Origin of the sequence: Streptomyces sp. NPDC051664 (assembly GCF_044453545.1) — a bacterium.
Classification (GTDB): Bacteria; Actinomycetota; Actinomycetes; order Streptomycetales; family Streptomycetaceae; genus Streptomyces.
This window is the reverse complement of the sequence record NZ_JBITCU010000008.1, coordinates 188,022-211,993: the sequence shown is the minus strand read 5'-3', so window position 1 is coordinate 211,993 and position 23,972 is coordinate 188,022. Positions and strand designations below refer to the sequence as shown.

Genomic DNA, 23,972 nt, shown 5'->3' with positions numbered 1-23,972 from the left:
GGGTCAGCGGTACGAGGCTTTGGTGCGGATGCGGGAGACCGCGAGCAGGACCAGCAGCGTCGTGCCCATGAGGACCACGGCCACGGCGGCGCCGGTGAAGAGCGAGCCACGGTCGGTGGCCGCGAAGATCTGCACCGGGAGCGGTGTCCAGTCGGGCGGGTAGAGCATCATCGTGGCGCTCAACTCACCCATGGACAGGGCGAAGCAGAGCCCTGCGGCCGCCGTGAGGGAGGGCAGCAGGAGCGGCAGCTTGATCCGCCACAGGACGTAGGAGGGGCGGGCGCCGAGACTGGCCGCCGCCTGCTCGTACATCGGGTCGAGACGCAGTGTCGCGGCTGAGACCGACTGGTAGGCGAACGCCGTGACAAGAATGGTGTGCGCCAGGATCACGATCCAGCGCGTGCCGTTGAGCAGCATCGGCGGCTTGCTGAACGCGACGAGCACGGCGAGGCCGACGACGACGGACGGTACGGCGACCGGCAGCATGAACAGCCCGTCCAGGAACCTCTTTCCGCGCCGCCGCAGCGTGGCGGCGGCGAGTGCGGCCCAGGAGCCGATGGTGAGGGCGAGCAGGCTGGCGCCGACGGCGGTGATCAGGCTGGTGGTGAGGGCCTGGAGGGAGTCGCCACTGGTGGCGGTCCGGTAGTGCTCGGTGGTCGGGCCCGAAGGGAAGGCGCCGGACCAGTTGGTGGTGAACGACGCGGCGACGATCACCAGCAGGGGGAGCGCGAACAGGGGGGCGAAGAGCAGGAGGAAGACGGACCAGGTGGCCCACTTCCCGGTACGGCTATGCACCAACACGGCGGCTCACCATCCGATACAGGCTGTAGAGACCCACGGAGATCGCGATATTGACGACGGCGACGGCACAGGCGGCCGGGTAGTCGGACTCCAAGATCGCCTTGCTGTAGACGAGCATCGGCAGGGTCGTGACGCCTTTCGCCCCGGTGAACAGCACGATCCCGAACTCGTTGAGGCACATCACGAGGACGAGGGAGCCGCCCGCGGCGAGCGCCGGCAGCGCCTCGGGGAGGATCACCTGCCGCACGATCCGGGCCGGCTTCGCGCCCAGCGAGGAGGCGACCTCCAGCTGCGCGATGTCGAGTTGCGAGAACGCGGCGAGCAGTGGCCGCATCACGAACGGGGTGAAGTACGTGATCTCCGCGAGGAGGACGCCCCACGGCGTGGTGAGGAAGTGGAAGGGCCCGTCCGCTGCGCCGGTGACATCCGTCCAGACGCCGTTGGCCATGCCCACGGTGCCGTAGATGAACAGCAGGGCGAGGGTGATCAGGAAGGACGGGAAGGAGAGGAAGACGTCGATGAACCTGGCGACCGCCCTGCCGCCGGGGAACGGCACGAAGGCGATCACCAGGGCGAGGACGAGACCCAGCACCAGACAGCCGGCGGTCGAGCCGACGGCGAGCCAGACGGTGGTGGTCAGTGCCGAGCGGAACGACGCGGAGGCGAAGACGTCACCGTACGGGGCGAGCGAGGTGCCGCCCTCGTCCGGGCTGACGGACTGCTGGACGACGAGGACCAGCGGATAGAGGAAGACAAGAGCAAGAACGGCCACAGGCGGCACCGCCCACACGAACGGGGGGGCCGTGCGGTATTTCGAGCCTGTCCGGCGATTGAGGACGAAGCGGCTGCCGGACGCGCCCGAGGACACGTCTCCGGTCACGGCGCTAGGCACGAACTCCTCCCTCGACCCCGGCACCTGCCGGCAGCAGCACCGCGTCCTCGGCGGCGAAGTGCAGGGTGACCTGGTCGCCGAGCGCCGGAGTGTCGCGCAGTTCGCGGAGGTCGGCCTTGATCCGGTGGCCTTCGACGTCGACGTACAGCCGATGCGTGGAGCCGCGCCACTGGACCTCGGCGAGGGCGCCGGTCAGCGCGTTGGGCCCGTCGCCGAGTCCGACGAGGTGGGGCCGGACGCAGAGGGTGGCGGTGACGCCGCCGGCCGCCTCGCCGGTGGGTACGTCGAGCCTGCGTCCGGCGAACTCCACGGTGCCCGCGGTCCCGGCGACGGTGACCGGCAGCAGGTTGGCGTTGCCGACGAACGACGCGGTGAACTCCGTACGGGGTCGGCGGTACAGCTCCTGCGGGGTGCCGCAGTCCTGCAGCCGCGCCTTGTCCATGACCGCGATCCGGTCGGCGAGGGTCAGCGCCTCGACCTGGTCATGGGTGACGTACAGGATGGATACGTCCGGCAACTCCCGGTGCAGGCGTGCCAGTTCGGCGAGCATCCCGGAGCGCAGCCGGGCGTCGAGCGCGGAGAGCGGTTCGTCGAGCAGCAGTACACCGGGGCGGACGGCGAGCGCGCGGGCGATGGCGACGCGCTGCTGCTGACCGCCGGAGAGCTCGCGCGGGTAGCGCTTGGCGTACGCCGCCATGCCGACGAGCTCGAGGGCTTCGGCGACCCGTGCGGGGATCTCGGCTTTCGCGACCTTGCGGACCTTGAGGCCGAAGGCGACGTTGTCCTGGACCCTCATGTGCGGGAACAGCGCGTACTGCTGGACGACCATGCCGATGCCGCGCTTGTGCGGCGGCAGCCCGGTGACATCGCGGTCGCCGAGCCAGACCCGCCCGGAGGCGGGCCGGACGAATCCGGCGACGGCGCGCAGGGCGGTGGTCTTGCCGGATCCGGAGGGCCCGAGCAGCGCCATGACCTCACCGGGTTCGACGGTCAGATCGAGCCGGTCGAGGACGGTGTTCCTGCCGTACGCGACGCTGACCCCGTCGAACCGGATCCCGCCGCCCTGCGCGGTCCGGCCGACTGCCGCGGGTGCGGATGCGCCGGTCATGCTTCCGCCCGGGCGATCAGGTCCGGCAGCTCGGCGACCGAACCCAGCACGTGCGTGGCCCCGTTGCGTTCCAGCTGGTCCTTGTCGTGTGCGCCGGTCAGCACCCCGGCGACGATCCCGGCCCCGGAGCGTACGCCGCTGAGCATGTCGTACGAGGTGTCCCCCGCGACCACGATCTGCTGGACGCCGTCGACCACCCCGGTGCGCAGGAACGCGGCCAGGACCATGTCGGGGTAGGGGCGGCCGCGGCCGCCCGCGTCGGCGGGGCAGAGGGTCAGCGCGACCAGGTCCTGCCAGCCGAGCGCGGCGAGGATCGCGTCCTGGGTGGTGCGGGCGAAGCCGGTGGAGAGGACCACGGTCCGGCCCTCTCCCGTGAGCCGCTCGATGGCTTCGCGGGCGCCGGGCACCGGCGCGATACGGCCGTCGGCGACCAGTTCCCCGTACGCCTCCTCGAACGCGAGGTTGGCCTGCTGGGCCCGGTCCTCGTCGCCGAAGAGGTGGCGGAAGACCGAGATCTTGGACTCGCCCATGGTGGCGCGTACATAGTCCAGCTTCTCCGCGTGGTCGGCGGAGCCGGGCTCCACGCCGAGGCGCTGTGCGGCGGCGCCGAAGGCCTGCTCGACGAGGCCGCCGTCGGCGACGGTGGTCCCGGCCATGTCGAGGACGATCAGATTCAGCCTGCTCCTCTGCTCGTTCATCCGGTCGTTCCTCCGGTCGTTCTTCTGCGCGTTGCTCAACTTCTTCACCAGCCCAGTTCGTCGGCGGTCGTTTCGGCGATGGCGGGCGAGCAGGTCATACCGCGGCCGCCCGGCCCGGTGACCAGCCAGACGCCGTCCCTCACCTGCTGGCGGTGGACGACGCGGCCGGTGTCGGTGCACTGGGCGTAGACCCCGGCCCAGCGGTGCCGGATCCTCGGCAGCGGGCGGCCGAGGAAGGACTCGACGACCCGGGTGAGGTGCTCGTACGGCTCCTCGACGACGTCGAAGGAGAACGGGTGCTCGTACTCGTGGGTGTCGCCGATGGTCAGTCCGCCGTCCCGGCGCTGGACCATCAGCAGCTGCATCCTGTGCTCGGCCGCGGTCGGCGCCTGCACCTGCCCGGCGTTGAGGGCGTCGAGCGCCTCGCTCCGGTACGCCGGGTAGTAGCGGAAACTGTCGGCGTCGGCGACGGAGGTGGTGAGCGTTTCGCCGAGCGGGTCGGTCTGCATCATCTGGAGGCGGACGCGGCGCACCGGCAGGTCGGGGCCGGCCAGCTCGCGGACGAGGCCGCCGAGCCAGGCGCCGGTGCACAGGACGACGGCGTCGCCGGTGTGCACGTCACCGTGATCGTCGCGCACGGAGGCCGCACCGACCACCTCGCGGACTTCACGGCCGCCGAGGAAGGTGTACCGGCCCGACGACAACAGCTCCTGCTTCAACGCGAGTTGAGCGGTGCGCGGCTCGACGGCGGCGTCCCGCTCGCACCACAGCGCGGCGACGAAGTCGCCGCGGAGCGCGGGGTTGACGGCGCGGGCCTCGTCGGCCGTGAGCAGCTTGTAGCCGCGGGCCGCAGCGTCGGGGCGGGCCACGGCCGTCTCGGCGACGGCGATCTCCAGCTCGGTGCGGAGCGGGGTCAGCGAACCGCAGGGCCGGAAGCCCAGGCCGGGGACCTGCTCCCCGATGCCCTCCCACAGCTCGCGGGCACGAAGGGCGGTCTCCAGCTCTTCGCCACCGGCCCGGCCGCTGACCCAGATCTGTCCGAAATTGCGGAGCGATGCTCCGCGTGCCTCGCTCTCGCGCTCGATCTGTACGACCTCGTGGCCGCGGTTCACTGCGTGCCAGGCGTGCATGGTTCCCACCACGCCGGCTCCTACGACGATGACTCTCACGGCGGCAACGCTCCTCGGGGTGGGTGGCCCGTCCGGATCGGTACGGCAACGGGAGGGTGAACTGGGCCTCAAGGTTGGCCTAGACCCGTTACATTCCCGTTATCGATGCAAGTCGGTTGCCGGTCCGTGGCGTCAGCCCCGCGCGCCCAGGTGAGCGGTGAAGGAGAACCGGTCGCCGCGGAAGAGGGTGCGCACGCGCTCCAGCGGCCGCCCGCTCGCGTCCCGCGAGATCCGGTGGAGCAGCAGCATGGGCAGCGCGGGCGGCGTACCGATCAGCAGCGCTTCGCGCGGGGTGGCGAGCACCGTCTCGATCCGCTCGTCCGCATCACCGAACGAGATGCCGAGCCGGTCGTGGAGGTAGGCGTAGAAGGAGGAGTCGGGGTCGAACTCGGTGTCCAGATCCGGTACGCGGGCGACGGAGACGTAGGTGCTCTCCAGGCCGACCCGGTCGTCGTCGGCGAGCAGGACGCGCTCCAGGTGCCAGACCGGTTCGCCCTGCTCGACGCCGGTCTCGGCGGCGAGTGCGGCGGGGCAGGGGAACTTTTCCAGACCTATGAGGTGGCGGCCCGGGGTCCGCCCCTGGCGGCGCACACCCTCTGTATAGCTGGCGAGGGAGAGCGGCTGCTCCAGCTTGGGGCCCGCGACGACGGTGCCGCGGCCCTGACGGGCGAGCCGGCCCTCCAGCAGGAGTTCACGCAGCGCCTGACGCACGGTCTCGCGCGAGACTTCGTAGCGGACGGCGAGGTCACGCTCGGTGGGCAGCATGCCGCCCTCGCCCAACTCCTCGATGAGGAGCGAGACATGGGCCTTCACGGCGTAGTACTTGGGGATACGGCCGTGCTCCGGAATGCCGGAACGGATCGGTGCGCCAGGTGCCTGGTCGAGCAGGTAGTCCACGCCCCGATGGTCGCAGACGGACATGAACACCGCTGAACGGTGCGGCGCCGCAGGTCAACGACGGGCGCGGCGCAGCCGCCGGGACCACACGAGGACGGCGGCGCCGCTGAGCAGCAGGGACCCGGCGGTGAGGAGCGAGAGCCAGGGGACGGTCGACGCCTGGCCGGTCATGGCGAGCCCGGGACTGTCCTGCGGGGCCTGTCCGGAGTCCGGGACGCGCCCGGAGACCGGCGGGGTCGGCGTACCACCGTCGCCTCCGCCGTCGACTGCTCCGGTGGCGTTGTCCCGGGGGCCGGTTCCCGTTCCGTCGCGAGCGGTGTCCCGGCCGGGGTCCCCGCTCCCCGTCACATCGCCGACGCCTCCGGCATCACCGGTCCCGCCGATGCCGGAGGCCTCACCGGAATCACTGGTCTCACCGAAATCGTCGGTGCCGCCGTACTCGTCGGTGCCGCCGTACTCGTCGGTTTCTCCGAAATCGTTGGTCTCACCGAAATCGTTGGTCTCACCGAAATCGCCGGTGTCGCTGTCGCCACTGTCCTCGACGACGCTGAAGGCATAGTCGTCCGACTCACCGACCCAGTCCCCGTCGTCCTTCGGCTGCATCCTGCCGCTGTCGGCGCTCGCGCCGCGCTGCCGCTGGACGATCGCGGCGTTGACGGTGATCCGGCCGGGGCCGGTGTCGGAGGTGAACGCCATCCGGACCTCGACGGTGACGGTGCGGCCCGCGGGGACCGTGAAGCCGCCGAAGTCGTCGGCGCCGTCACCGCCGAAGACACCGATGTGCTCGTCGCGGTCGGTCGTCTCCCAGGCGACGCGGTGCTCGACATCGGGTTGGGCCTGATCGGAGAACTCCAGCTGGATCTGGTCGGAGGTCAGCTTCCGGTCCTCGTCGGTGAGGACCAGGACCGGGTGGATGGACCGGCAGGACTCGGAGGTCGTATTGGTCAGATCCAGGAACCAGGTGCCGTATCCGCCGCCGGAGGCATACGTCTGCGGGCCGCCGTGGATCCGGGTCGCGATCGGGAAGTCGCCCGCCGTCGGTGTACCACAGGTGGGCTGCTGGTCCGCGGTGACGGAGAGCGCCGGGACCGGGGTGGCGGCGGCGGACGGGCCGCCGAGGACGACGGCGGGGACCACGCTCGCCGCGGCCAGTCCGAGGGCGAGTCCATGGCGTGGCCGTGCGACGGGAGGAAGCGGTGAGGACGGCAGGAGCGGGGACGGCTCCGGAGACGGTTCGGGGGCCGGTTCCGGGGGCGGTTGGGGGGACGGCTCCGGAGACGGTTCGGGGGACATGGGGGCACCCTTCGCTGCTTGCGAACGGCCGGATCGCCCCGCGCCCGGAGTTCACCGGCTGTAGGCGGCGACGCTGTCACGCGCGCGCGACCCGCCGGGCGTCGACATGCCGAAGGGCCACCCGGTCGGCCGCCCTCAACCCCTCGGCCGGCCCACACCCCTGCCGCTCCGACGGCGCTATGCGCCACCGCCGCTGCCGACTCGGCCGAACAACGGGGCGAGGACCAGCTGCGCGGCCCCCTCGGCGACCGGCCGGCCGGCACCGGCGGTGGTGACGAGCGGCACCGCCGCACCGGTGCCATCACGCCGTGCACGCTCTTCGATCACGGCGCGGACCCCCCGTACGTACGCATCCGGATCCGCGCCGACGGTACGGCCGCCCAGCACCACCCGGTCGATGTCGAGCAGCCCGACGAGGTTGGCGGCACCGGTCCCGAGCACGCGCGCGGCCTCCGCGACGTCGCCGTCGGCGACGGCGGCGAGACAGAGCGCCTCGATGCAGCCACGCCCGCCGCAGCTGCACGGCGGCCCGTCCAGCGACACGGTCTGATGCCCGAACTCCCCGGCCCCGGTACGGGCCCCGCGGTGCAACGCCCCGCCGAGAAACAGCCCGGCACCGAGCCCGGTCCCGAGATGCAGATACGCGAAGTCGCCCGGACCGTCGGCCCGCAGGGCGAGCCCGAGGGCGGCGGCGTTGGTGTCCTTGTCCACGACGACGGGCAACCCGGTACGAGCGGCGAGGGCTTCCTGGAGCGGATAGCCGTCCCACTGCGGAAATCCGGTGACGCGATGGAGCACGCCACCGCGATGGTCCAAGGGCCCGGGCACGGCCACACCGATCCCGAGGACGGTCCGCGCGCACCCGACGGGGGCGGTCCCGCCCGCGCCCCCGTCGGCGGGGGTGGGCGCCGCAGGGGCCCGGGGGCCTGCCCCCGGTTCCGGCAAGGGGTACGGCCCGGGAGATTCCGCCCCGGCGTCCGCCCCCACCGGTCCGCCCAGCACCGCCCCCACCTCGCCCGCCGCCACCGCGACGACCTCCCCGGCCGGCGCACCGAAGTCCAGCGGCGTCCTGCGGCTCGCGACGACCGTCCCGGCCAGGTCGACCAGGACCACCGTCAGCTCGTCGCGGTCCAGGTGCAGCCCCACCGCGTGCCCCGCGTCCGGGACCAGCCGCAGCACCGTCCGCGGCTTGCCGCCCGTGGACGCGCGGTGGCCGGCCTCCGTCGCCAGGCCCTCCGCCCGCAACCGGGCGGTGATCTTGCTGACGGCCTGCGGCGTGAGCCCCGTCCGCTCCGCCAGTTCCAGACGGCTGATCCCGCGCTCGCCCGCGACACGCAGCAGGTCCAGCACGAGCGCCGCGTTGTGGCTGCGCAGTGTCGGCAGGTTGGCCCCGGCATTACTCCTGTTCACGGACCCATTGTCCCTCTCGCTTGCACTTTGGCAACAGCGTTGCTTAAGTGGATTGCATGACTGGCATCACGACTCCCGAGACGCGGCAGCAGACGCGCGCGCACGAGACCCCCCTCCGTGTCGGACTCGTCGGCTACGGCCTGGCGGGCTCCGTCTTCCACGCCCCGCTGATCGCCGCGACCGAGGGGCTCGTCCTCGACACGGTCGTCACGTCGAACGAGGAGCGGCGGGCGCAGGCCCGCGCCGAGTTCCCCGACGTCTCGTTCGCCGCGTCGCCCGACGAGCTGTGGGCCCGTGCGGGCGGCCCGGACGCGCTCGACCTGATCGTGATCGCCTCCCCCAACAAGACCCATGTCCCGATCGCGACCGCCGCGCTCGACGCCGGTCTGCCGGTCGTCGTGGACAAGCCGATCGCCGGTACGGCCGCCGAGGCGCGTGCGCTCGCCGCGCTGGCCGAGGAGCGCGGACTGCTGCTCTCGGTCTTCCAGAACCGCCGCTGGGACAACGACTTCCTGACGCTTGCCCGGCTGATCGAGGACGGCGAGCTCGGCGACGTCCAGCGCTTCGAGTCCCGTTTCGAGCGGTGGCGCCCGCAGCTGAAGGGCGGCTGGCGCGAGTCGGGCGATCCGCAGGAGATCGGCGGGCTGCTGTACGACCTGGGCAGCCATGTCGTCGACCAGGCGCTCGTGCTGTTCGGCCCGGCCGTCCAGGTGTACGCGGAGTCCGACGCCCGCCGCCCCGGCGCCGCCACCGACGACGACACGTTCCTGGCGATCACCCATGCGAACGGGGTCCGCTCGCATCTGTACGTCAGCGCCACGACCGCGCAGCTCGCCCCGCGCTTCCGGGTGCTCGGTTCGAAGGCCGGTTACGTGAAGTACGGGCTGGACCCGCAGGAGGCCGACCTGCGCGAGGGCCACCGCCCGTCCGCCGCGGCTCCCGGCTGGGGCGAGGAGCCCGAGGCGCTGTGGGGCCGGATCGGTGCGGGCGAGTCGCCGCTGACCGGTGGCGGCGTCCCGGTCCGTACCCTGCCGGGCGACTACCCGGCGTACTACGCGGCGGTCGCCGACGCGGTGCGCGGCAAGGGCGACAATCCGGTGACGGCCCTGCAGGCCGCCGCGGCCCTGGATGTCCTCGAGGCCGCCCGCCGCTCGGCCCGCGAAGGCGTCACCGTGACCCTGCCCACTGCTTCCGAGGAGCAGACCGCATGAACCCCACCGCTCCGACCATCTCCGAGCTCATCGCGCAGGAGCGCCGACTGACTCTGCCGCATTTCGGCTACGACGACGCGTACGCCGTCGGCGGCCTGCTCGTCTCCATGGCCCGGACGCGGCACGCGCCGGTCGCGATCGACATCCGGCGCGGCGCCCAGCAGCTGTTCCATGCCGCGCTGCCCGGTTCGAGCGCCGACAACGACGCCTGGATCGACCGCAAGCGCAGAGTGGTCGAGCGGTACGGCGAGAGCTCCTACCTGGTGGGGACCCGGTTCCGGGCGAAGGGGACGACGTTCGAGGACTCCTCGCGGCTGGACCCGGACCTGTACGCCGCGCACGGCGGTTCGTTCCCGATCGCGGTCGAGGGAGCAGGCGTGATCGGCTCGGTCACGGTCTCGGGTCTCCCGCAGGCGGACGACCACGCGCTGGTCGTCGAGGCGCTGGAACAGTTCGCCACCACGATCGCCGGATGACGCACCGGAGGGGTGGGCCGCTGCATCAGCAGCGCCCCACCCCTCCGATCTTTCGCTGCCCCACGGGACGGCCCTTGGCCGGCTACGCGGTTACGCGTCCTTGAGCTCCTGCCGCTGCCGTCCCAGCCCCTCGACCTCCAGCTCGACGACATCGCCCGCCTTCAGATACGGCTTGGGCTCCGGCTGCCCCATGGCCACCCCGGCCGGCGTACCGGTGTTGATGACATCGCCCGGGTACAGCGTCATGAACTGGCTGAGGTAGCGGACGACCTCGCCCACCGGGAAGATCTGGTCGGCGGTCGTGCCGTTCTGCTTCAGCTCGCCGTTGACCCACAGCTTCAGCGCGAGCGCCTGCGGGTCGGGCACCTCGTCCGCCGTCACCAGCCACGGCCCCAGCGGGTTGAACGTCTCGCAGTTCTTGCCCTTGTCCCAGGTGCCGCCCCGCTCGATCTGGAACTCGCGCTCGGAGACGTCGTGCGCGACCGCGTAGCCGGCGACATGTCCGAGGGCCTCCTCGGCGGAGTCCAGGTACCGGGCGGTGCGGCCGATGACGACGGCGAGCTCGACCTCCCAGTCGGTCTTGCGGCTGCCGCGCGGCACCAACACGGTGTCCTCGGGTCCGACGACGGTGTCCGGCGCCTTGAAGAACAGGATCGGCTCGGTCGGAATCGCCGCACCGGTCTCGGTGGCGTGGTCGTGGTAGTTCAGCCCGATGCACACGATCTTGCCAATCCGGGCGAGCGGCGGCCCGGCCCGGAGCCCTTCGGCATCGAGTACGGGCAGCTCGCCGGGCGCTGCCGCGGCAGCCCGTACGCGGGCCAGCGCGGACTCGTCGGCGAGCAGGTCGCTGTCGATGTCGGTGACGATTCCCGACAGGTCACGCAGCGTTCCGTCCTGGTCCAGCAGAGCCGGTCGTTCCGCACCTGCCGTACCCACGCGAAGCAGCTTCAACGGTCTGTCTCCCCTTGGTCGAGATCGGGCCCGTCGGATGGGTGGCGGCCATCGCAGGCTTGGCCGATCCTCCAAGACATCGGATCACTCCGCAAGACCCTGTTCACACACTGGACCGGCGCACTCGCTGCGGCGACTGCGCCGCAGTGGCCATGGCCCTTACGCCGCGGTGGCCATGGCGGCGCCCGCGGCCGGCATGTCGCGGTAGAGGACGGTCCGCTCCACCGCGGTCCAGGTGGTGCTGGTGACGATGTAGAGCGCGGCGGCGAGCGGCACGTAGGCGACCGAGACGAGTGTGAAGAAGGACATCAGCGGCATCAGCTTCGTCATCGCGCCCATGCCCGGCATCGGCTGCCCGTCGGGCCCGGTGGCGGGAGTGGCCGGGGCTGCGGCGAGCTGACGCTTCGTACGCCGGTAGTTGAACGTGGCGACGGTGGCGACGATCGCGAAGAGGCCGAGATAGACGACGCTCTGCGCGCCGAGCAGCCCGCCGTGCGCGAGCGCGTTGTGCCAGCGCTCGCCGAGCGGGGCGCCGAAGAGCTCGTGGCCGAGCAGCGCGTTGGGGTCGCCGCCGATCTTCTGGCTGGAGAAGAGGTGGTAGAGCAGGAAGAAGGCGGGCATCTGGAGGAGGCTGGGCAGGCAGCCGGACAGTGGCGAAACCTTCTCCTCCTTGTGCAGTTCCATGAGCGCCTTCTGCATGCGGTCGGGGTTCTTGCCATGCTTCTTGCGCAATTCGGCGATCTGCGGCTGGAGTTTGGTGCGGGCCTTCTGCCCTCGTGCCGCGGCCCGTGACAGGGGGTGCACGGCGAGCCGCACCAGCGCTGTGAAGAGGACGATCGCGGCGGCGGTGGCGGCGCCCTGGAAGAGCGGCTGGAGGAGGTCGGCGAAGGAGCCGACCAGGCCGGCGAAAGCGGACATGAAGACGGACATGGGTGAGCCCTCCGGGGGTCTCGTCGTGCCGGGGGAGAGAAAATCTGGCTCGGCATGACGACCCGCGTGGGGGTGCGCCCGGGTACGCGTATGCGTACGTACACAGGCAAGAAGGTGGGCGAAGTCCCTACGCGGCCGTCAGGAGGGCATGGCCGGGGGCTCGGGGCCGCCTGCGCCCCTTGGCGTCGGGGTCGCGCTGCGGAAGGAACGCGGTGCGTTTCTCACGGTCGCGCATGGCGGTACGGACCCGGGTGCGGGGCACCGGGGCGGCGCAGCGGGCGCTGATGACCGAGCAGGCGACGAGCGCGGAACCGGCGGCGGCGGTGGCGGCGAGCGCGACCGCGGCGGAGAGGCTGCCGCCCTCGGCGAGGAGGACCTCGGTCAGGAGGAAGAGCAGGATTCCGACGGGCCGGGGCAGGCGGGCGACACCGGCGCGCAGACGGTTGCTGATGCTGGCGCTCATCGATCCCTCTCCTGCTCGGCCCGGTGGGCTCGTCGGTTCGGCCCTCCAGCCGTTATACACGATGGCGCCGTGGCAGGTGGCCGGCGTCAGACGGGGGCGGCCTCCAGGGGCTGAAGCAGCCGGCGCGGTGCGAACAGGGCACGGCTGACCGGATCGCGGTCCGGGTCGAGCCCGTCGCCCGGCCGCATCTCGACATCCTCCGGCGGTACGACCTGGGCGCAGGCCGGGCAGTTGCCGTACGCCCCCAGCGCCGTACCGCAGGCGGCATGGACGAAGAGCCGCATCGGACGCGTACCGGGAATGTGCTCGCTCCCCCACAGACCGAGGGCGCGAAGGACCGGCCAGAGAGCCTTGCCGCTGTCGGTGAGGAGGTATTCGTCGCGCGGCGGCGACTGCTGGTAGCGCCGCTTCTCCATGACCCCGGCCTCGATGAGGGACTGCAGCCGGGCGGCGAGGACGGCGCGCGGGATGCCGAGGTGGACGAGGAAGTCGCTGTAGCGGCGAACGCCGTAGAACGCGTCGCGCACCACCAGGAGGGTCCAGCGCTCGCCGATCACTTCGAGCGCGCGGGCGATCGAGCACTGCTGTGTCGCGTAGTCCTTGCCGAGAGCCATGCGCACCACTTTACTCCCCCAAGGTTCGATGAATGAACCGACCCGTGCTAGCGTCGGCTTGTAGGTTCATTCACCGAACCAATAACGGCCGAGAGCCGAACCGGAACGAACGACCCGAGCCCCGGAGCGAAGCCATGGCGCAGCCCACACGTCCCCTCACTCAGCAGCTCGAGCGCACCCCGCCGCACCCCCCGAGACCCGCCGCTACCCGTCCGACCGCCGTCCTCTCCTCCTCTCCCCGCCCCACCGCCACCCTCGCCGTCACCGCTCTGGCCACCACCGTGGCGCTGATGAACTACACGTCGCCGTTGACGACCGTCCCCGGCATCTCCGCCGCGCTCGCCACCCCCGCCTCCGGCCAGGCCTGGCTGATCAACGGCACCCCGCTCGGACTGGCCGCCTTCCTCCTGGTCGTGGGCAGCCTCGCCGACGACTACGGCCGGCGCAGGCTGTTCCTCATCGGCACCCTGGGCCTCGGCGTCACCACCGCGGCCGGCGCCTTCGCGACCAGCACGCTCGCCTTCACGCTGGCCCGCGTGGCCCAGGGCGCGGCGACCGCGGCGATCCTCGCGACCAGCCTGGGCCTGCTCGTCGGCGCGTTCCCCATGGGGACGGCCAGGATCAGGGCGACCGGGATCTGGGGTGCGTTCGTGAGTGGCGGGATCGCGCTCGGCCCGCTGCTCGCCGGCTCGCTCGGCTCGGTCGACTGGCGGCTGACGTACGCCGTACTGGGTGTCGCCGCACTCGTCACGGCCGGTTTCGCGTTCCGCACGCTCTCCGAGTCCCGCTCGCCGCGCGGCGGCCGCCCCGATTTCGCGGGCACAGCGGCGCTCGGCCTGGCGATGACCGCGCTGCTGACGGCCCTCACGCTGGGCCGGGAGGGCTGGCTGCGCGCGAGCGTCGGCCTGCTGCTGCTTGCCGCGCTCGCGCTGACCACCGTGTTCGTGATGGTGGAGCGCCGGGCCGCGGCGCCGCTGATCGATCTGACGCTGCTGCGCAGCCGCCCGTTCCTGACGTCACTGGCGGGCGGTCTGTTCACCGGTCTCGCGGTGATCGGCCTGTTCAGCTATCTGCCGACACTGCTGCAGGGGGGACTCGGCCTGTCGGCAATGGGCACGGCGTGGCTGTTCCTGCTCTGGTCCGGTACGTCGTTCGTGGTGGCGCTGCAGGCACGGCGGCTGACAGGCCGGATCTCGGCGCGCCACCAGCTGGCCGCGGGCTTCGCCCTGCACGCCGTGGCGGTGCTGGCGCTGCTGGGCACCCTGGACACGGGAACGGCGGGCCCGTCGGTGTGGCTGCGGCTCACCCTGGCGCTCGTCGTCTCCGGCATCGGCAGCGGCCTGCTCAATGCCGCGCTGCCGCGTGTCGCTGTGGAGTCGGTGCCGGCAGAGCGGGCGGCGATGGGTTCCGGGGCGAACAACACCGCCCGCTACCTCGGCTCGTCCGCCGGGGTCGCGCTGACGATCGCGGTCGCGACGTCGGGCTCGGGTGCGGACGGGGCGGTGCTGCTCTCGGTCGCGATGGCTCTGGTGGCGACGGTGGGCGTCATGCTCCTGCGGGAGCGTCGCTCGCCTCGCTGACGCCGACCCCCGAGAGCTCCGGCTTCCGGCTCTCCGCGGTCTCCTGCCTCTCCCCCGGCTCGTCCCACGCGAGCACGTCGCCGTCCGGCCGGTCGTCGTGCTCGCGCGGGCCGGCGTAGGTCACCGCGAGCGCGACGGCGAGGTTGGCGCCGAGCGCGACGATGCCCGCGTTCACGCCCCACACCGGATCGTTCCCGGTGAACACGAACCCGCAGACCACGCCCACACCCACGACCAGCCCGGCCATCGCACCGAGCAGCGTCAGCCGCCGCCACATCAGTCCCAGCAGCACCATGGGGAGCAGCTGCGCCATCCCCTCGTACGAGATGAGGGAGAGCCGCACCAGCGTGTTCGGCGCGGTGTACGTCAGCACGAGCGCGATGACGCCCGCGACCACGACCACGGTCTGCGCCGCGCCCTTCTGCCGCTGCTGCCAGCGCGGTACGAGCGAGAGCACACTGCGCCCCCACATCGTGCCGATGACGAGCATGAAGACGGCCATGGGCACGATCGACGACAGCGCGGCCGCCACCCCGATGACGCCGACGGCCCAGGCGGGCAGCGAGTCCACGACGAGCTTGAAGAGCGCGAGGTTGGACTCGGCGCCGACGAGCCCCGGCACGACGAAGAGGGCGGCCATGCCGAGCAGCATCGGGACGAACAGCAGCACGTTGTAGGCGGGCAGCCACATCGCGTTGCGGCGCAGGACGTCGGCGTTCTTCGCGCCGAGGTACCCGGCGACGGTGGTCGGGAAGATCACCACGGTGAGGGAGTTCAGGAACGAGGTGGTGATGAACCACGCCTGCCCGAGCCCGCTGTCGCCGTGCCCCGGGAAGGTCAGCCACTCGCTCTTGTCGGTGACGAGCCGGTCCAGGAAGGGCCCGTACCCGTCGAAGTAGTGCATGGGGACGTAGAAGGCGAGAAACCCGAGAGTGGCGATCACCAGCACGTCCTTGAGCACGGACACCCAGGCGCTGCCGCGCAGCCCGCTGACCACGACGAAACCCGTGGTGACGGCGAAGGCTATGAAGTACGCCCAGTTCAGGCTGATGGCACCGTACGAGATGGTGGAGACGACGACGCCCATGCCGGTGATCTGCAGCTGGATGTACGGCAGCAGGAACACGGTCGCGAGGACTGCGACGAGGGCGCCGAGCCAGGGCCGCCCGAAGCGGTGCGCGACCATGTCGGTGATCCCGACGAGCCCGTGCCGGCGCGCGTACGCCCAGAGCATCGGCCCGACGACATACCCGACGGCGTAGCCGCAGGACATGTACGCCACCACATAGAGCACGGGGGCCCCGTAGTTGTAGCCCCATCCCGCGGCGCCGAGATAGCTGAAGCTGGTGTAACCCTCACCGGCCATCAGTACCCAGATGAAGACGGTCCCGAGGCTGCGCCCGCCGACGGACCACTCGGCAAGCCCGTCACGGCCCCTGTTCCCGCGGCCTCGCACGGCGAGGAGCCCGAGAGCGACGGTGGCCACCATGAAGGCCCCGAAGACGGAGGTAGCGACTGCGGCGTTCACCGGCGGTCCCCCCGCCGGGTCAGCCAGACCGCCACGGGTGTCAGCAGGGTCGCCCCGAGCAGCCACACGAAGAGGAACGGCAGTCCGAGCACGACGGGACGGACCCGGTTCACGAACGGGAGCGCCCCCAGGTACAGCACGTAGGGAACCAGCAACCACAACAACTGCGGACGTCGTCTGAGCACGTCGGGAAAGCTTAGCGACGCGTCCTACCGCCCCCGCACGCCCGCCAGCTTTCCCCAGACGACAAGCCGGTAACGGGAGGTGAATTCAGGCGTGCACGTGGTCAGCGTCACGTACGAACCGGGCTCGCTGTACCCGGAGGCGGGCTTCAGATTGCTGCGCGGCACGGCGGCGATGACCCCGCTGTCCCGGGCGGCGGTCTGCGCCAGCGTCTTGTCGACGACGTACGTGTACACGCGCTCCCGGGTCTCGACTGTGATCCGGTCGCCGCGCCGCAGCCGATTGATGTAGCGGAACGGCTCACCGTGCGTGTTGCGGTGCCCGGCGAGCGCGAAGTTCCCGGCGGCACCGGGCTGCGCGGTGCGCGGGTAGTGCCCGACGTACCCCTTGTCGAGGACGCCGCTCTTGCTGATGCCCTGGGCGACGGGGGCGGTGAGCCCGAGGCGCGGGATGCGGATGACGGCGTAGGCCTGATCCCAGCGGGGCGCGGCAGCCGCTGCCGTACGCGCATCACCCGCCGGCGCGCCCCCGCCCTCCCCCGCCGCATCCGTGTCCGTATCCGCGTCCGTATCCGCACCCTCGTCCGACGGGGCGGACGGAACACCGGCATCCCCGTTCCCCGGCCGCCCCCACTCCTGTTCCAGGGACTGCACCTTGTTCCGGGCATCGGCCCTGGCCTGCCTGTTGGTCCACCACAGCTGATGGACCACGAGAAGCAGCAGCACCACACCGAGGGTCACGACCGCCTCGGCGCCCGACCACAGCCCGCGCGCGGCGAGGCGCCGCCCGCGCGGGTTCCGCTGCACCATGACCGGTATCCGCTGCCTCACGGCCCGCACGATAGAGGCAGGACCTGTAACTCTCCAGGGTCGGAACAACCCTCCGTGCAGGAGCCGTACAGCAGTACGGTGTGATGCATGCGCCCCGACACGCCTGCTGACCACATTGCCGAAGCCGAGCGCCTGCTGCGCACGGCGGCGCAGTACCCCGACGACCGGGAACCCCTGCTCCTCCGGGCCGCCGCCCACCTGGAACTCGCCGGCGAGCGCACCCGCGCCACCCCCCTCTACGACGAGCTCCTCGCCGTGGACGCCGCCGAGCCGTACCTGATCAAGGCCCTCAAGGCATCGAACCTCTGGGAGTACGGCCACGAGGCCGAGGCCCGCGCCATCATCGAAGGCATCCGCGCGGCGGGGCCCCTCGAACCGGGCCCCTGGCAGATCGCGGCCGAGACCCTGGAATCGCACGACGAGCTGGAGTCCGCCCACGACTTCCTCTCGACCGCGCTGACCCTGCTCCTGGCCCCGGGCGAGGAAGTCCCGTACACCACCCAGTCGCTGCTGATCGGCCGCCACCGGGTACGCCGCCTGATGGGCGTCGACCACGACACCTGGGACGACCTGACCGACACGCTCCACACCGCCACGGTCCCGCTGGACGAACTCCACGACCCGAAGCGGCTGTGGTCTCTCGGCTCGTCCGACCCGGGCGAACTCCAGGCCGAGATCACCCGGCTCCGCGCCGAACTGGGCACCTACCGCACCGCTCTCTCCCGCCCGTTCCCGGTGGCGGTCCTGCACTGGCCGGAGCCCGAACTGAGCGAACTCCTCGCCGGCTACCCCACCCTGCGCGCGGAGTACCCCTCCCACGCCGAACACCTCGCCGACCTGGAAGCCGCCCTCCGCGACCTCCACTCCGCGGGCACCCCGAACCTGGGCATCGTCACCGGCACTGTCCCCTCGTACGAGGCCTTCGCCGCCTCCGAAGCCGCGTCCCCGTCCGACCCGAACCTCCTCCCCCAGTACGCGACGACGCTCGCAGCCCGCGGCCGCGCAGTGCCGTGGCCTCCGGCGCGGACCGCGGCCTGCTGGTGCGGGTCGGGGCGGGCCTATCGGGACTGCCACGGGGTGGCGTGAGCACCTGACCGGACGGGCGCTGCCGCTGTGCCGTTGCCGGAAATCCCCCAAGGGCCCTGCTTCAGCGGGGCCCTTGGACGTAGATGAGCGGAACGAGGCGTTCTCTCTGCAAGAAGATTCCCTCGATGTCCCACTTTTGCAATACCATCACATCTCACCACTGGTCTCAGGGCGCACCTCCCCCACGCAGGTTCCAGCTCTGTGTGCGCGAGGAAGCCTTCATGCCGCCTTATCAGCCTTCTGCCGACTGGCAGTACGAGATCCCGACGACCGGCAGCAAGCGGCTGCCGCCCGCCGCCCGTTACGTCGAATCGCTGACGCACCAGGGGTACGGCTTCGAGGCGGCCATAGCCGACCTCGTCGACAACTCCATCGACGCGGGCGCCCGTAACGTCGTCGTCAGCTTCCTCCGGGACGACGACCGCCTCGCCGGCCTCCTTGTCGTCGACGACGGGTGCGGCATGAACGACGAGGCCCTGGACACCGCGATGACGGTCGGCGGCCGCGAGGGGTACGCGGCAAGCGCGCTCGGTCACTTCGGGGCGGGTCTCAAGGCAGCCTCCCTCTCGCACGCCGATTCGCTGACCGTCATCAGCCGCACCAAGAAGAGTCCCTCCACCGGCCGCCGATGGCTGACGGCACGCGCTCAGGCCGACTTCACGTGCGACGTCGTCGACCCCCGCTACTGCCAGGACCTCGTCGACCGCTACGACGGGGTTGTCGAGTGGCACGGCACGATCGTCCGCTGGGACCGGGTGCGGGCCTTCGACACCGTGACGACGGGGCAGGCCGACCGCTTCCTGAACGACGCGATCGAGAAGCTGGAGACCCACCTCGGTCTGTACCTGCACCGCTTCCTCGCCCGTGAGGACTTCAACGTCGACATCGTCGTGGAGGACGTCCGGACCAAGGAGGAACTCGACCACCGCGGCGTCGAGCCGATCGACCCGTTCGGCTACCGGATACCGGGCCGGTCCGGCTACCCCCGTACATACACCGCACCCGTGGAGGGTGTCGGAGAGGTGGCTCTCACCGCCCACATCTGGCCGCCGAAGTCGCCGCTGGTCAGCTTCCGTGGCATCGGCCCGCTCGCCGAACGCCAGGGCTTCTACATCTACCGCAACGACCGCCTCGTCCAGGCAGGCGGATGGAACAGCACCCGTAGCGCCGAGGGACACCTCGCGCTGGCCCGGATCGCCGTCGACCTGCCGACCGAACCGAACGACGTCTTCAGCCTCACAGTGAAGAAGGACGGCGTGACGGTCACCCCCGCCTTCGCCCGCGGCCTCGAACAGGCCACGGACGACAACGGCCAGACGTTCGCCGCCTATCTCCAGGAAGCGGAGACGACGTATCGGGAAGCGGCCCGACGCGCCACCGAGCCGCAGCGCAAGGCCGTCCTCCCGGCCGGTAAGGGCCTCGACCCGAGGCTGAGGCGTGCGCTGCGTGACGAACTTCCGGAGCTGGAGGGTGAAGACGCGATCACCTTCCGCTGGGACACGCTGCCGTCGGAGGTGTTCTTCGAACTCGATCGTGACGAGCGGGAGGTCAAGCTCAACAAGGAGTACCGGCAGGTCTTCAACGGGGGTCGCCGAGGCGGCCTGAACGACGCCCCGGTCGTCAAGAGCATGCTCTATCTCATGGTCAACGAGATCTTCCAGAAGGAACGGGTGCGGGCTGTCCACACCGACAACGTGGCGCTGTGGAACAGCGTCCTGGTGACCGCCGCCCGCTGCGAACTCGCGCGCTGAACCACCGAGTCGCCCGCCCACCTCCCCACCCGAGGAAGCCGTTCCACCATGACCGACCACTTGCTCAACCTGCACGGCGACGTCCTGGCCGCGATGCGACGTGGCCCCAAACACTTCACCAAACTGGCCTTCGTCCTCTCCGAGGCCGACGAACCCGCCGACACGGAGCTGAGCCACTTCCGGGACCGCATCATCGCCGCGGGCCCCGGCGACGAGCTCACCGCACTCTGGCACCGCACGCTGACCAGCTGGGACCTGGCGGAACAGGCCGATTGGTCCACCGCCCCACCCCGCACCGACGAGCGCCGCGTGGACACGTACACCCGCCTCGGCTTCGGCGCCGACCTGCGCAAGGCGCTCGACCATGCGGTGCCAGTCTTCAAAGAGCCCGGCCCGACGATCATCAGCAAGACCCCGACTTCCTGGTACTCCCGCGACATCGCGGCGGCCCGCTCCTTCTACTGGAACTCGTACGAGCAACTGCTGCGCCGCAAGGGCTGGTCGGATGCGGCTGTGTCCAGCCTCGACGAGGCGAGCCACGCCGTGGTCGAGCGCCTCGCCGACCCCACGCGCACTGAGGCGTACGGAGCCCGGGGCCTGGTCGTCGGCTACGTCCAGTCGGGCAAGACCGCCAACTTCACAGGCGTCACGGCAAAGGCCATCGACGCGGGCTACCGACTCGTCATCGTCCTCGGCGGCACCCTGAACCTCCTCCGTGGCCAGACCCAGCGCCGTCTGGACATGGAACTGATCGGCCAGGAGAACATCCTGCGCGGCGCCGACCCGTCGGACCCCGACGCCCTGATCGACATCGACTACCAGGATGACGAGGACTGGCCGGCGAAGTTCGTCAGCCACGGTGGCCGCCCCTCCACCCGAGGCGCCTTCGACATCGAACGCCTCACTACCCGGGACGATGACTACAAGAGTCTGGCGACCGGAATCCGCGCACTCGAATTCGACAAGCAGGTCCGTACGCAGCCGCTTCACGCCCCGGACAACCTGCACCGCGCGGCTGCGCGCGTGATGGTGGTGAAGAAGAACAAGTCCGTGCTGGCCAAGCTCATCAAGGACCTGAAGAAGATCGGCCCGCTCCTCTCCGAGATACCCGCGCTGATCATCGACGACGAGTCCGACCAGGCTTCGGTCAACACCACTGACCCGAAGAAGTGGGAGGAGGGCAAGGTCGCCCGCACGGCCATCAACGGCCAGATCTCCCAGCTGCTCGGCCTCCTCCCCCGTGCCCAGTACGTCGGCTACACGGCGACGCCCTTCGCTAACGTCTTCGTCGATCCGGGCGACGGCGAGGACATTTTCCCGCGCGACTTCCTGATCTCGCTGCCCCGCCCGACCGGCTACATGGGCGTGCAGGACTTCCACGACCTGGACCGGACCGACGACTCCGCCACCGGCACCGCCGAGGAATCCCACATCCGCGGCATCTACGAGGACACGGGCGACCGCCTCCAGGAAGCCCTGGACGCCTTCCTCCTCACTGGAGCCCTGAAGCTGTACCGCGCGGCCAACGGCGTCCCTGACGGCCCTTTCCGCCACCACACGATGCTCGTCCACGAGTCCGTACGCATGGCCGAACACGCGTCCCTCGCCCTGCGGATCAGCTCCCTGTGGCACGAGGCGGCCTACACCAGCCAGGAGGGTCACGACCGCCTCTCGGCCCTGCTGGCCTCCGATTTCCAGCGCTTCGCCGACGACGGCCTGCCCACCCCCACTTCGTACGAGGACATCAAGCCGCACGTCTTCCGAGCCCGTCAGCTGATCAACTCCGGCGGCACACCGGTGATCGTCGTCAACGGCGACACCGAACGCGACTACGCCCAGCCCGACCTCGACTTCGACCGCACCCCGAACGTGTGGAAGATCCTGGTCGGCGGCACCAAGCTTTCCCGCGGCTTCACGGTCGAGGGCCTGACGGTGACGTACTACCGCCGCAAGACCCAGCAGGCCGACACCCTCATGCAGATGGGTCGCTGGTTCGGCTTCCGCCCTGGCTACCGCGACCTGGTCCGCCTCTACATCGGCCGCGAGGAGCCCATGGGCAAGTCGAAGACGGTCGACCTGTACGAGGCCTTCGAGGCCATCTGCCGCGACGAGGAAACGTTCCGCGCCCAACTCACCCGGTACGCCGCCCTGGTGGACGGCAAGCCCCAGGTCACCCCGGCCCAGATCCCCCCGCTGGTCTCCCAGCACCTGTCCTGGATCAAGCCGTCCGCCCGTAACAAGATGTTCAACGCGGAACTGGTGGAGATCCGGTCACCGGGACAGCCAATCGAACCCGCCTCGTACCCCACGGATGCCCCCGCGATCCGCCGCAACACCGAACGCTGGCGCCCGCTGCTCGACTCATTCAGTGCAGCCCCTGTCACATTCACCAACCCGCCGGACAGCACGAGTTCACTCGCTCGAAGCTTCTCCGCGCTTACCGCCCAGGTGCCTCATGCCGACCTGATGAGCATCCTGAGCGGACTTGAGTGGGAACGTCCTGACCTCTTCCGGCCCCACCTGACCTATCTCTCACAACTCGACGGCAAGCTGGCCAAGGTAGACGGCTGGCTGCTCATCGCCCCACAACTGTCTCGATCCAGCCGGATAGAGGCCAGCATCCTCGGCTCATCCCCCTTCTCGCTCGTCCGTCGTAGCCGACAGGCCGGAAAGACGGCGTTCGGCCGTATCGCGAGCATGGAACACCGGACCGCAGCACTGCGCATAATCGACGGCGCTGACACGCCCGAACTTAGCGCCAGCCCAGCTACTGGTGTGATCTTGCTGTATCCGGTAGTGGAAGGCCGAAGCGACGCCGAGATGCACGCCGCCGCCCCTCAGGGTGTGGCCGATCCGTCGAAGACCATCATGGCCTTCACGCTGATCCCTCCGAGATCCGCGACCGACTCAACGCGCCGCCTGCTCCGGTTCCAGGCGAAGGACTCCCGGCACGCCAACGACATTTTCGTGGAGGCGACTTCACCGTGATGGGAACTCCGCATAGGCGTTGAGAGTCAGGACAGTTGCCATCACGTGCTCCTGCTTCGCAAAGGAATGCAGAGTGACCCTGTTTGAACTTCCTGGGCCGGCGCACGGCGTCTGCGACGATCCCGAACTCATGCTGGTTCACCAGCACCTGATCAAGCTTGACCCCGACGGGACGCGCTTCTCCCGTGTGCTACGCGACACCATTGACCAGCTGCTCAACGGTGAAGCCACCGGCCGGTACGACTGGAAGACCCTGTTTAAAACCGAGAAAACGCACGCAGGGACACTCGTTGAGATCAACCTGCAGCGTGAGTTCGAGTTCGGCGACGGGGTCGACATGGACTACCGCATAGAGGGCATCGATGTCGACTGTAAGTACTCCCAGACGTACGGTTCCTGGATGATTCCGCCCGAGGCGGAAGGCCACCTATGCCTGCTTGTCTGGGCAGATGACTACCAGAGCCGCTGGAGTGCAGGCCTGCTGCGCATCAAGCGCGAATGGCTCAACGGCGGGACCAACCGGGACATGAAGTTCACCGTCAAGGCAGAGCACCGGAACAAGATCACCTGGCTCTGGAAGGACGCGATACTTCCGGAGAACGTCCTCCTCCACCTCGACCCAGCAACACGGGCACGCATCCTGATCCCAGGCAAAAAGAAGGGTCAGGCACGTGTCCGCGAGCTGTTCCGTTCCGTCCATGGCAAGCGGATCGGCCGCGGCGTGGTGCGCACTGCCGCTCAGCAGCTTGACTACATGGCACGTGTACGCGAGGGGAGCAAGGGCCGCGCACGCCCTGCGCTTCGCCCAGAGGGAATCATCATCCTGGGCGACTACCAACCTCATCAGGCAGTAGCCAGGGCTCTCGGTGGCCCGGTTCCAAAGGAAGGTGAGTTCGTCGCGCACCGCGTCGTGCTCGCCCGGCCTGAACACGATGGTCGCCCACAGGCCGAGATTGGCGGGGAGTTCTGGGTTGTGGCTCAACCTGGTGATGCCGTGGAACCGGCACCGCAGCTGCCAGATGCCCAAGAAAGCAGAGGCGAGAAAGCCCAGTAGCGCTGCCGCACTCGAAACGAGATCATCACCTTCAGCACCTCCCCGAGAGCAAGGAGTTG

At 70.3% G+C, this 23,972-nt stretch carries 22 protein-coding genes; 7 read left to right on the top strand and 15 right to left on the bottom strand.

The window, feature by feature from the left end:
- Positions 1-3: 3 nt before the first annotated feature.
- The 8 genes from ACIA8E_RS17960 to ACIA8E_RS17925 all read right to left on the bottom strand — a co-directional run bounded on the left by ACIA8E_RS17960 (position 4) and on the right by ACIA8E_RS17925 (position 8,268).
- The gene (locus ACIA8E_RS17960; RefSeq protein WP_399299001.1) at positions 4-801 is read right to left on the bottom strand and encodes an ABC transporter permease; all 798 of its coding nucleotides are present in this window, start codon (positions 799-801) and stop codon (positions 4-6) included.
- A complete protein-coding gene (locus ACIA8E_RS17955) occupies positions 788-1,591 on the bottom strand; it encodes a 2-aminoethylphosphonate ABC transporter permease subunit (RefSeq protein WP_399299174.1) in 804 nt (267 codons plus the stop codon). The genes ACIA8E_RS17960 and ACIA8E_RS17955 overlap by 14 nt, the downstream gene beginning before the upstream one ends.
- Before the next feature lie 94 nt (positions 1,592-1,685).
- Positions 1,686-2,801, bottom strand: a complete 1,116-nt coding sequence (locus tag ACIA8E_RS17950; RefSeq protein ID WP_399298999.1) for an ABC transporter ATP-binding protein — start codon at positions 2,799-2,801, stop codon at positions 1,686-1,688.
- Positions 2,798-3,499: a phosphonatase-like hydrolase gene (locus ACIA8E_RS17945; RefSeq protein ID WP_399298997.1), complete on the bottom strand. Its 702-nt coding sequence runs from the start codon at positions 3,497-3,499 to the stop codon at positions 2,798-2,800. Before ACIA8E_RS17945 ends, ACIA8E_RS17950 begins: the two co-directional genes overlap by 4 nt.
- 44 nt (positions 3,500-3,543) lie before the next feature.
- Positions 3,544-4,668 (bottom strand): TIGR03364 family FAD-dependent oxidoreductase, encoded by a 1,125-nt coding sequence (locus ACIA8E_RS17940; RefSeq protein WP_399298995.1) that lies wholly within the window; start codon positions 4,666-4,668, stop codon positions 3,544-3,546.
- 132 nt (positions 4,669-4,800) lie between these two features.
- Entirely contained in the window at positions 4,801-5,565 is a 765-nt protein-coding gene (locus ACIA8E_RS17935; RefSeq protein ID WP_399298993.1) for a GntR family transcriptional regulator, read from the bottom strand.
- A 54-nt stretch (positions 5,566-5,619) separates the two neighbouring features.
- Positions 5,620-6,858 (bottom strand): hypothetical protein, encoded by a 1,239-nt coding sequence (locus ACIA8E_RS17930; protein WP_399298991.1) that lies wholly within the window; start codon positions 6,856-6,858, stop codon positions 5,620-5,622.
- Positions 6,859-7,035: 177 nt separating this feature from the next.
- Positions 7,036-8,268: an ROK family protein gene (locus ACIA8E_RS17925; RefSeq protein WP_399298989.1), complete on the bottom strand. Its 1,233-nt coding sequence runs from the start codon at positions 8,266-8,268 to the stop codon at positions 7,036-7,038.
- A gap of 56 nt (positions 8,269-8,324) precedes the next feature.
- Between ACIA8E_RS17925 and ACIA8E_RS17920 the strand changes: the two genes are divergently transcribed.
- Together ACIA8E_RS17920 and ACIA8E_RS17915 are read left to right on the top strand one after the other, a co-directional pair.
- Positions 8,325-9,479: a Gfo/Idh/MocA family oxidoreductase gene (locus ACIA8E_RS17920; RefSeq protein WP_399298987.1), complete on the top strand. Its 1,155-nt coding sequence runs from the start codon at positions 8,325-8,327 to the stop codon at positions 9,477-9,479.
- The gene (locus tag ACIA8E_RS17915) at positions 9,476-9,955 is read left to right on the top strand and encodes a heme-degrading domain-containing protein (RefSeq protein ID WP_399298985.1); all 480 of its coding nucleotides are present in this window, start codon (positions 9,476-9,478) and stop codon (positions 9,953-9,955) included. Before ACIA8E_RS17920 ends, ACIA8E_RS17915 begins: the two co-directional genes overlap by 4 nt.
- A gap of 90 nt (positions 9,956-10,045) precedes the next feature.
- Here the strand turns inward: ACIA8E_RS17915 and ACIA8E_RS17910 are convergent, their stop codons facing one another.
- From ACIA8E_RS17910 to ACIA8E_RS17895, 4 genes are all read right to left on the bottom strand, one after another.
- Entirely contained in the window at positions 10,046-10,906 is an 861-nt protein-coding gene (locus ACIA8E_RS17910) for a fumarylacetoacetate hydrolase family protein (protein ID WP_399298983.1), read from the bottom strand.
- Positions 10,907-11,065: 159 nt separating this feature from the next.
- Entirely contained in the window at positions 11,066-11,836 is a 771-nt protein-coding gene (locus ACIA8E_RS17905) for a YidC/Oxa1 family membrane protein insertase (RefSeq protein WP_399298981.1), read from the bottom strand.
- A 127-nt stretch (positions 11,837-11,963) separates the two neighbouring features.
- A complete protein-coding gene (locus ACIA8E_RS17900) occupies positions 11,964-12,299 on the bottom strand; it encodes a DUF6412 domain-containing protein (RefSeq protein ID WP_399298979.1) in 336 nt (111 codons plus the stop codon).
- Positions 12,300-12,385: 86 nt separating this feature from the next.
- Entirely contained in the window at positions 12,386-12,913 is a 528-nt protein-coding gene (locus ACIA8E_RS17895) for a winged helix-turn-helix transcriptional regulator (RefSeq protein ID WP_399298977.1), read from the bottom strand.
- 134 nt (positions 12,914-13,047) lie between these two features.
- Here ACIA8E_RS17895 and ACIA8E_RS17890 point away from each other — a divergent pair, with 134 nt between their 5' ends.
- Positions 13,048-14,493: an MFS transporter gene (locus ACIA8E_RS17890; RefSeq protein ID WP_399298975.1), complete on the top strand. Its 1,446-nt coding sequence runs from the start codon at positions 13,048-13,050 to the stop codon at positions 14,491-14,493.
- Here ACIA8E_RS17890 and ACIA8E_RS17885 read toward each other — a convergent pair.
- The 3 genes from ACIA8E_RS17885 to ACIA8E_RS17875 are packed head-to-tail and all read right to left on the bottom strand — an operon-like array spanning position 14,459 to position 17,013.
- Positions 14,459-16,021 (bottom strand): sodium:solute symporter, encoded by a 1,563-nt coding sequence (locus tag ACIA8E_RS17885; RefSeq protein ID WP_399298973.1) that lies wholly within the window; start codon positions 16,019-16,021, stop codon positions 14,459-14,461. The two genes, ACIA8E_RS17890 and ACIA8E_RS17885, sit on opposite strands and share 35 nt — an antisense overlap.
- Positions 16,018-16,176, bottom strand: coding sequence for a DUF3311 domain-containing protein (locus tag ACIA8E_RS17880; RefSeq protein WP_078852680.1), 159 nt, complete (start codon positions 16,174-16,176; stop codon positions 16,018-16,020). Before ACIA8E_RS17880 ends, ACIA8E_RS17885 begins: the two co-directional genes overlap by 4 nt.
- A gap of 54 nt (positions 16,177-16,230) precedes the next feature.
- Positions 16,231-17,013 (bottom strand): class E sortase, encoded by a 783-nt coding sequence (locus ACIA8E_RS17875; protein ID WP_399299172.1) that lies wholly within the window; start codon positions 17,011-17,013, stop codon positions 16,231-16,233.
- A 108-nt stretch (positions 17,014-17,121) separates the two neighbouring features.
- On the opposite strand from ACIA8E_RS17875, the gene ACIA8E_RS17870 reads away from it, so the two are divergent.
- The 4 genes from ACIA8E_RS17870 (at position 17,122) to ACIA8E_RS17855 (ending at position 23,913) form a co-directional block, all read left to right on the top strand.
- Positions 17,122-18,120 (top strand): SEC-C metal-binding domain-containing protein, encoded by a 999-nt coding sequence (locus ACIA8E_RS17870; protein ID WP_376256870.1) that lies wholly within the window; start codon positions 17,122-17,124, stop codon positions 18,118-18,120.
- 221 nt (positions 18,121-18,341) lie between these two features.
- Entirely contained in the window at positions 18,342-19,871 is a 1,530-nt protein-coding gene (locus ACIA8E_RS17865) for an ATP-binding protein (protein ID WP_399298970.1), read from the top strand.
- A 48-nt stretch (positions 19,872-19,919) separates the two neighbouring features.
- The gene (locus ACIA8E_RS17860; protein ID WP_399298968.1) at positions 19,920-22,859 is read left to right on the top strand and encodes a Z1 domain-containing protein; all 2,940 of its coding nucleotides are present in this window, start codon (positions 19,920-19,922) and stop codon (positions 22,857-22,859) included.
- A 73-nt stretch (positions 22,860-22,932) separates the two neighbouring features.
- The gene (locus ACIA8E_RS17855; RefSeq protein ID WP_399298966.1) at positions 22,933-23,913 is read left to right on the top strand and encodes a NaeI family type II restriction endonuclease; all 981 of its coding nucleotides are present in this window, start codon (positions 22,933-22,935) and stop codon (positions 23,911-23,913) included.
- The last annotated feature ends 59 nt before the right edge of the window (positions 23,914-23,972 follow it).

Excerpts from the sequence above, each read along its gene's own strand:
- ACIA8E_RS17930 (WP_399298991.1), bottom strand. The coding sequence starts at position 6,858 with ATGTCCCCCGAACCGTCTCCGGAGCCGTCCCCCCAACCGCCCCCGGAA.
- ACIA8E_RS17860 (WP_399298968.1), top strand. The coding sequence starts at position 19,920 with ATGACCGACCACTTGCTCAACCTGCACGGCGACGTCCTGGCCGCGATG.
- ACIA8E_RS17915 (WP_399298985.1), top strand. The coding sequence starts at position 9,476 with ATGAACCCCACCGCTCCGACCATCTCCGAGCTCATCGCGCAGGAGCGC.
- ACIA8E_RS17870 (WP_376256870.1), top strand. The coding sequence starts at position 17,122 with ATGCGCCCCGACACGCCTGCTGACCACATTGCCGAAGCCGAGCGCCTG.
- ACIA8E_RS17945 (WP_399298997.1), bottom strand. The coding sequence starts at position 3,499 with ATGAACGAGCAGAGGAGCAGGCTGAATCTGATCGTCCTCGACATGGCC.
- ACIA8E_RS17890 (WP_399298975.1), top strand. The coding sequence starts at position 13,048 with ATGGCGCAGCCCACACGTCCCCTCACTCAGCAGCTCGAGCGCACCCCG.
- ACIA8E_RS17900 (WP_399298979.1), bottom strand. The coding sequence starts at position 12,299 with ATGAGCGCCAGCATCAGCAACCGTCTGCGCGCCGGTGTCGCCCGCCTG.
- ACIA8E_RS17920 (WP_399298987.1), top strand. The coding sequence starts at position 8,325 with ATGACTGGCATCACGACTCCCGAGACGCGGCAGCAGACGCGCGCGCAC.
- ACIA8E_RS17895 (WP_399298977.1), bottom strand. The coding sequence starts at position 12,913 with ATGGCTCTCGGCAAGGACTACGCGACACAGCAGTGCTCGATCGCCCGC.
- ACIA8E_RS17950 (WP_399298999.1), bottom strand. The coding sequence starts at position 2,801 with ATGACCGGCGCATCCGCACCCGCGGCAGTCGGCCGGACCGCGCAGGGC.
- ACIA8E_RS17875 (WP_399299172.1), bottom strand. The coding sequence starts at position 17,013 with ATGGTGCAGCGGAACCCGCGCGGGCGGCGCCTCGCCGCGCGCGGGCTG.
- ACIA8E_RS17905 (WP_399298981.1), bottom strand. The coding sequence starts at position 11,836 with ATGTCCGTCTTCATGTCCGCTTTCGCCGGCCTGGTCGGCTCCTTCGCC.
- ACIA8E_RS17865 (WP_399298970.1), top strand. The coding sequence starts at position 18,342 with ATGCCGCCTTATCAGCCTTCTGCCGACTGGCAGTACGAGATCCCGACG.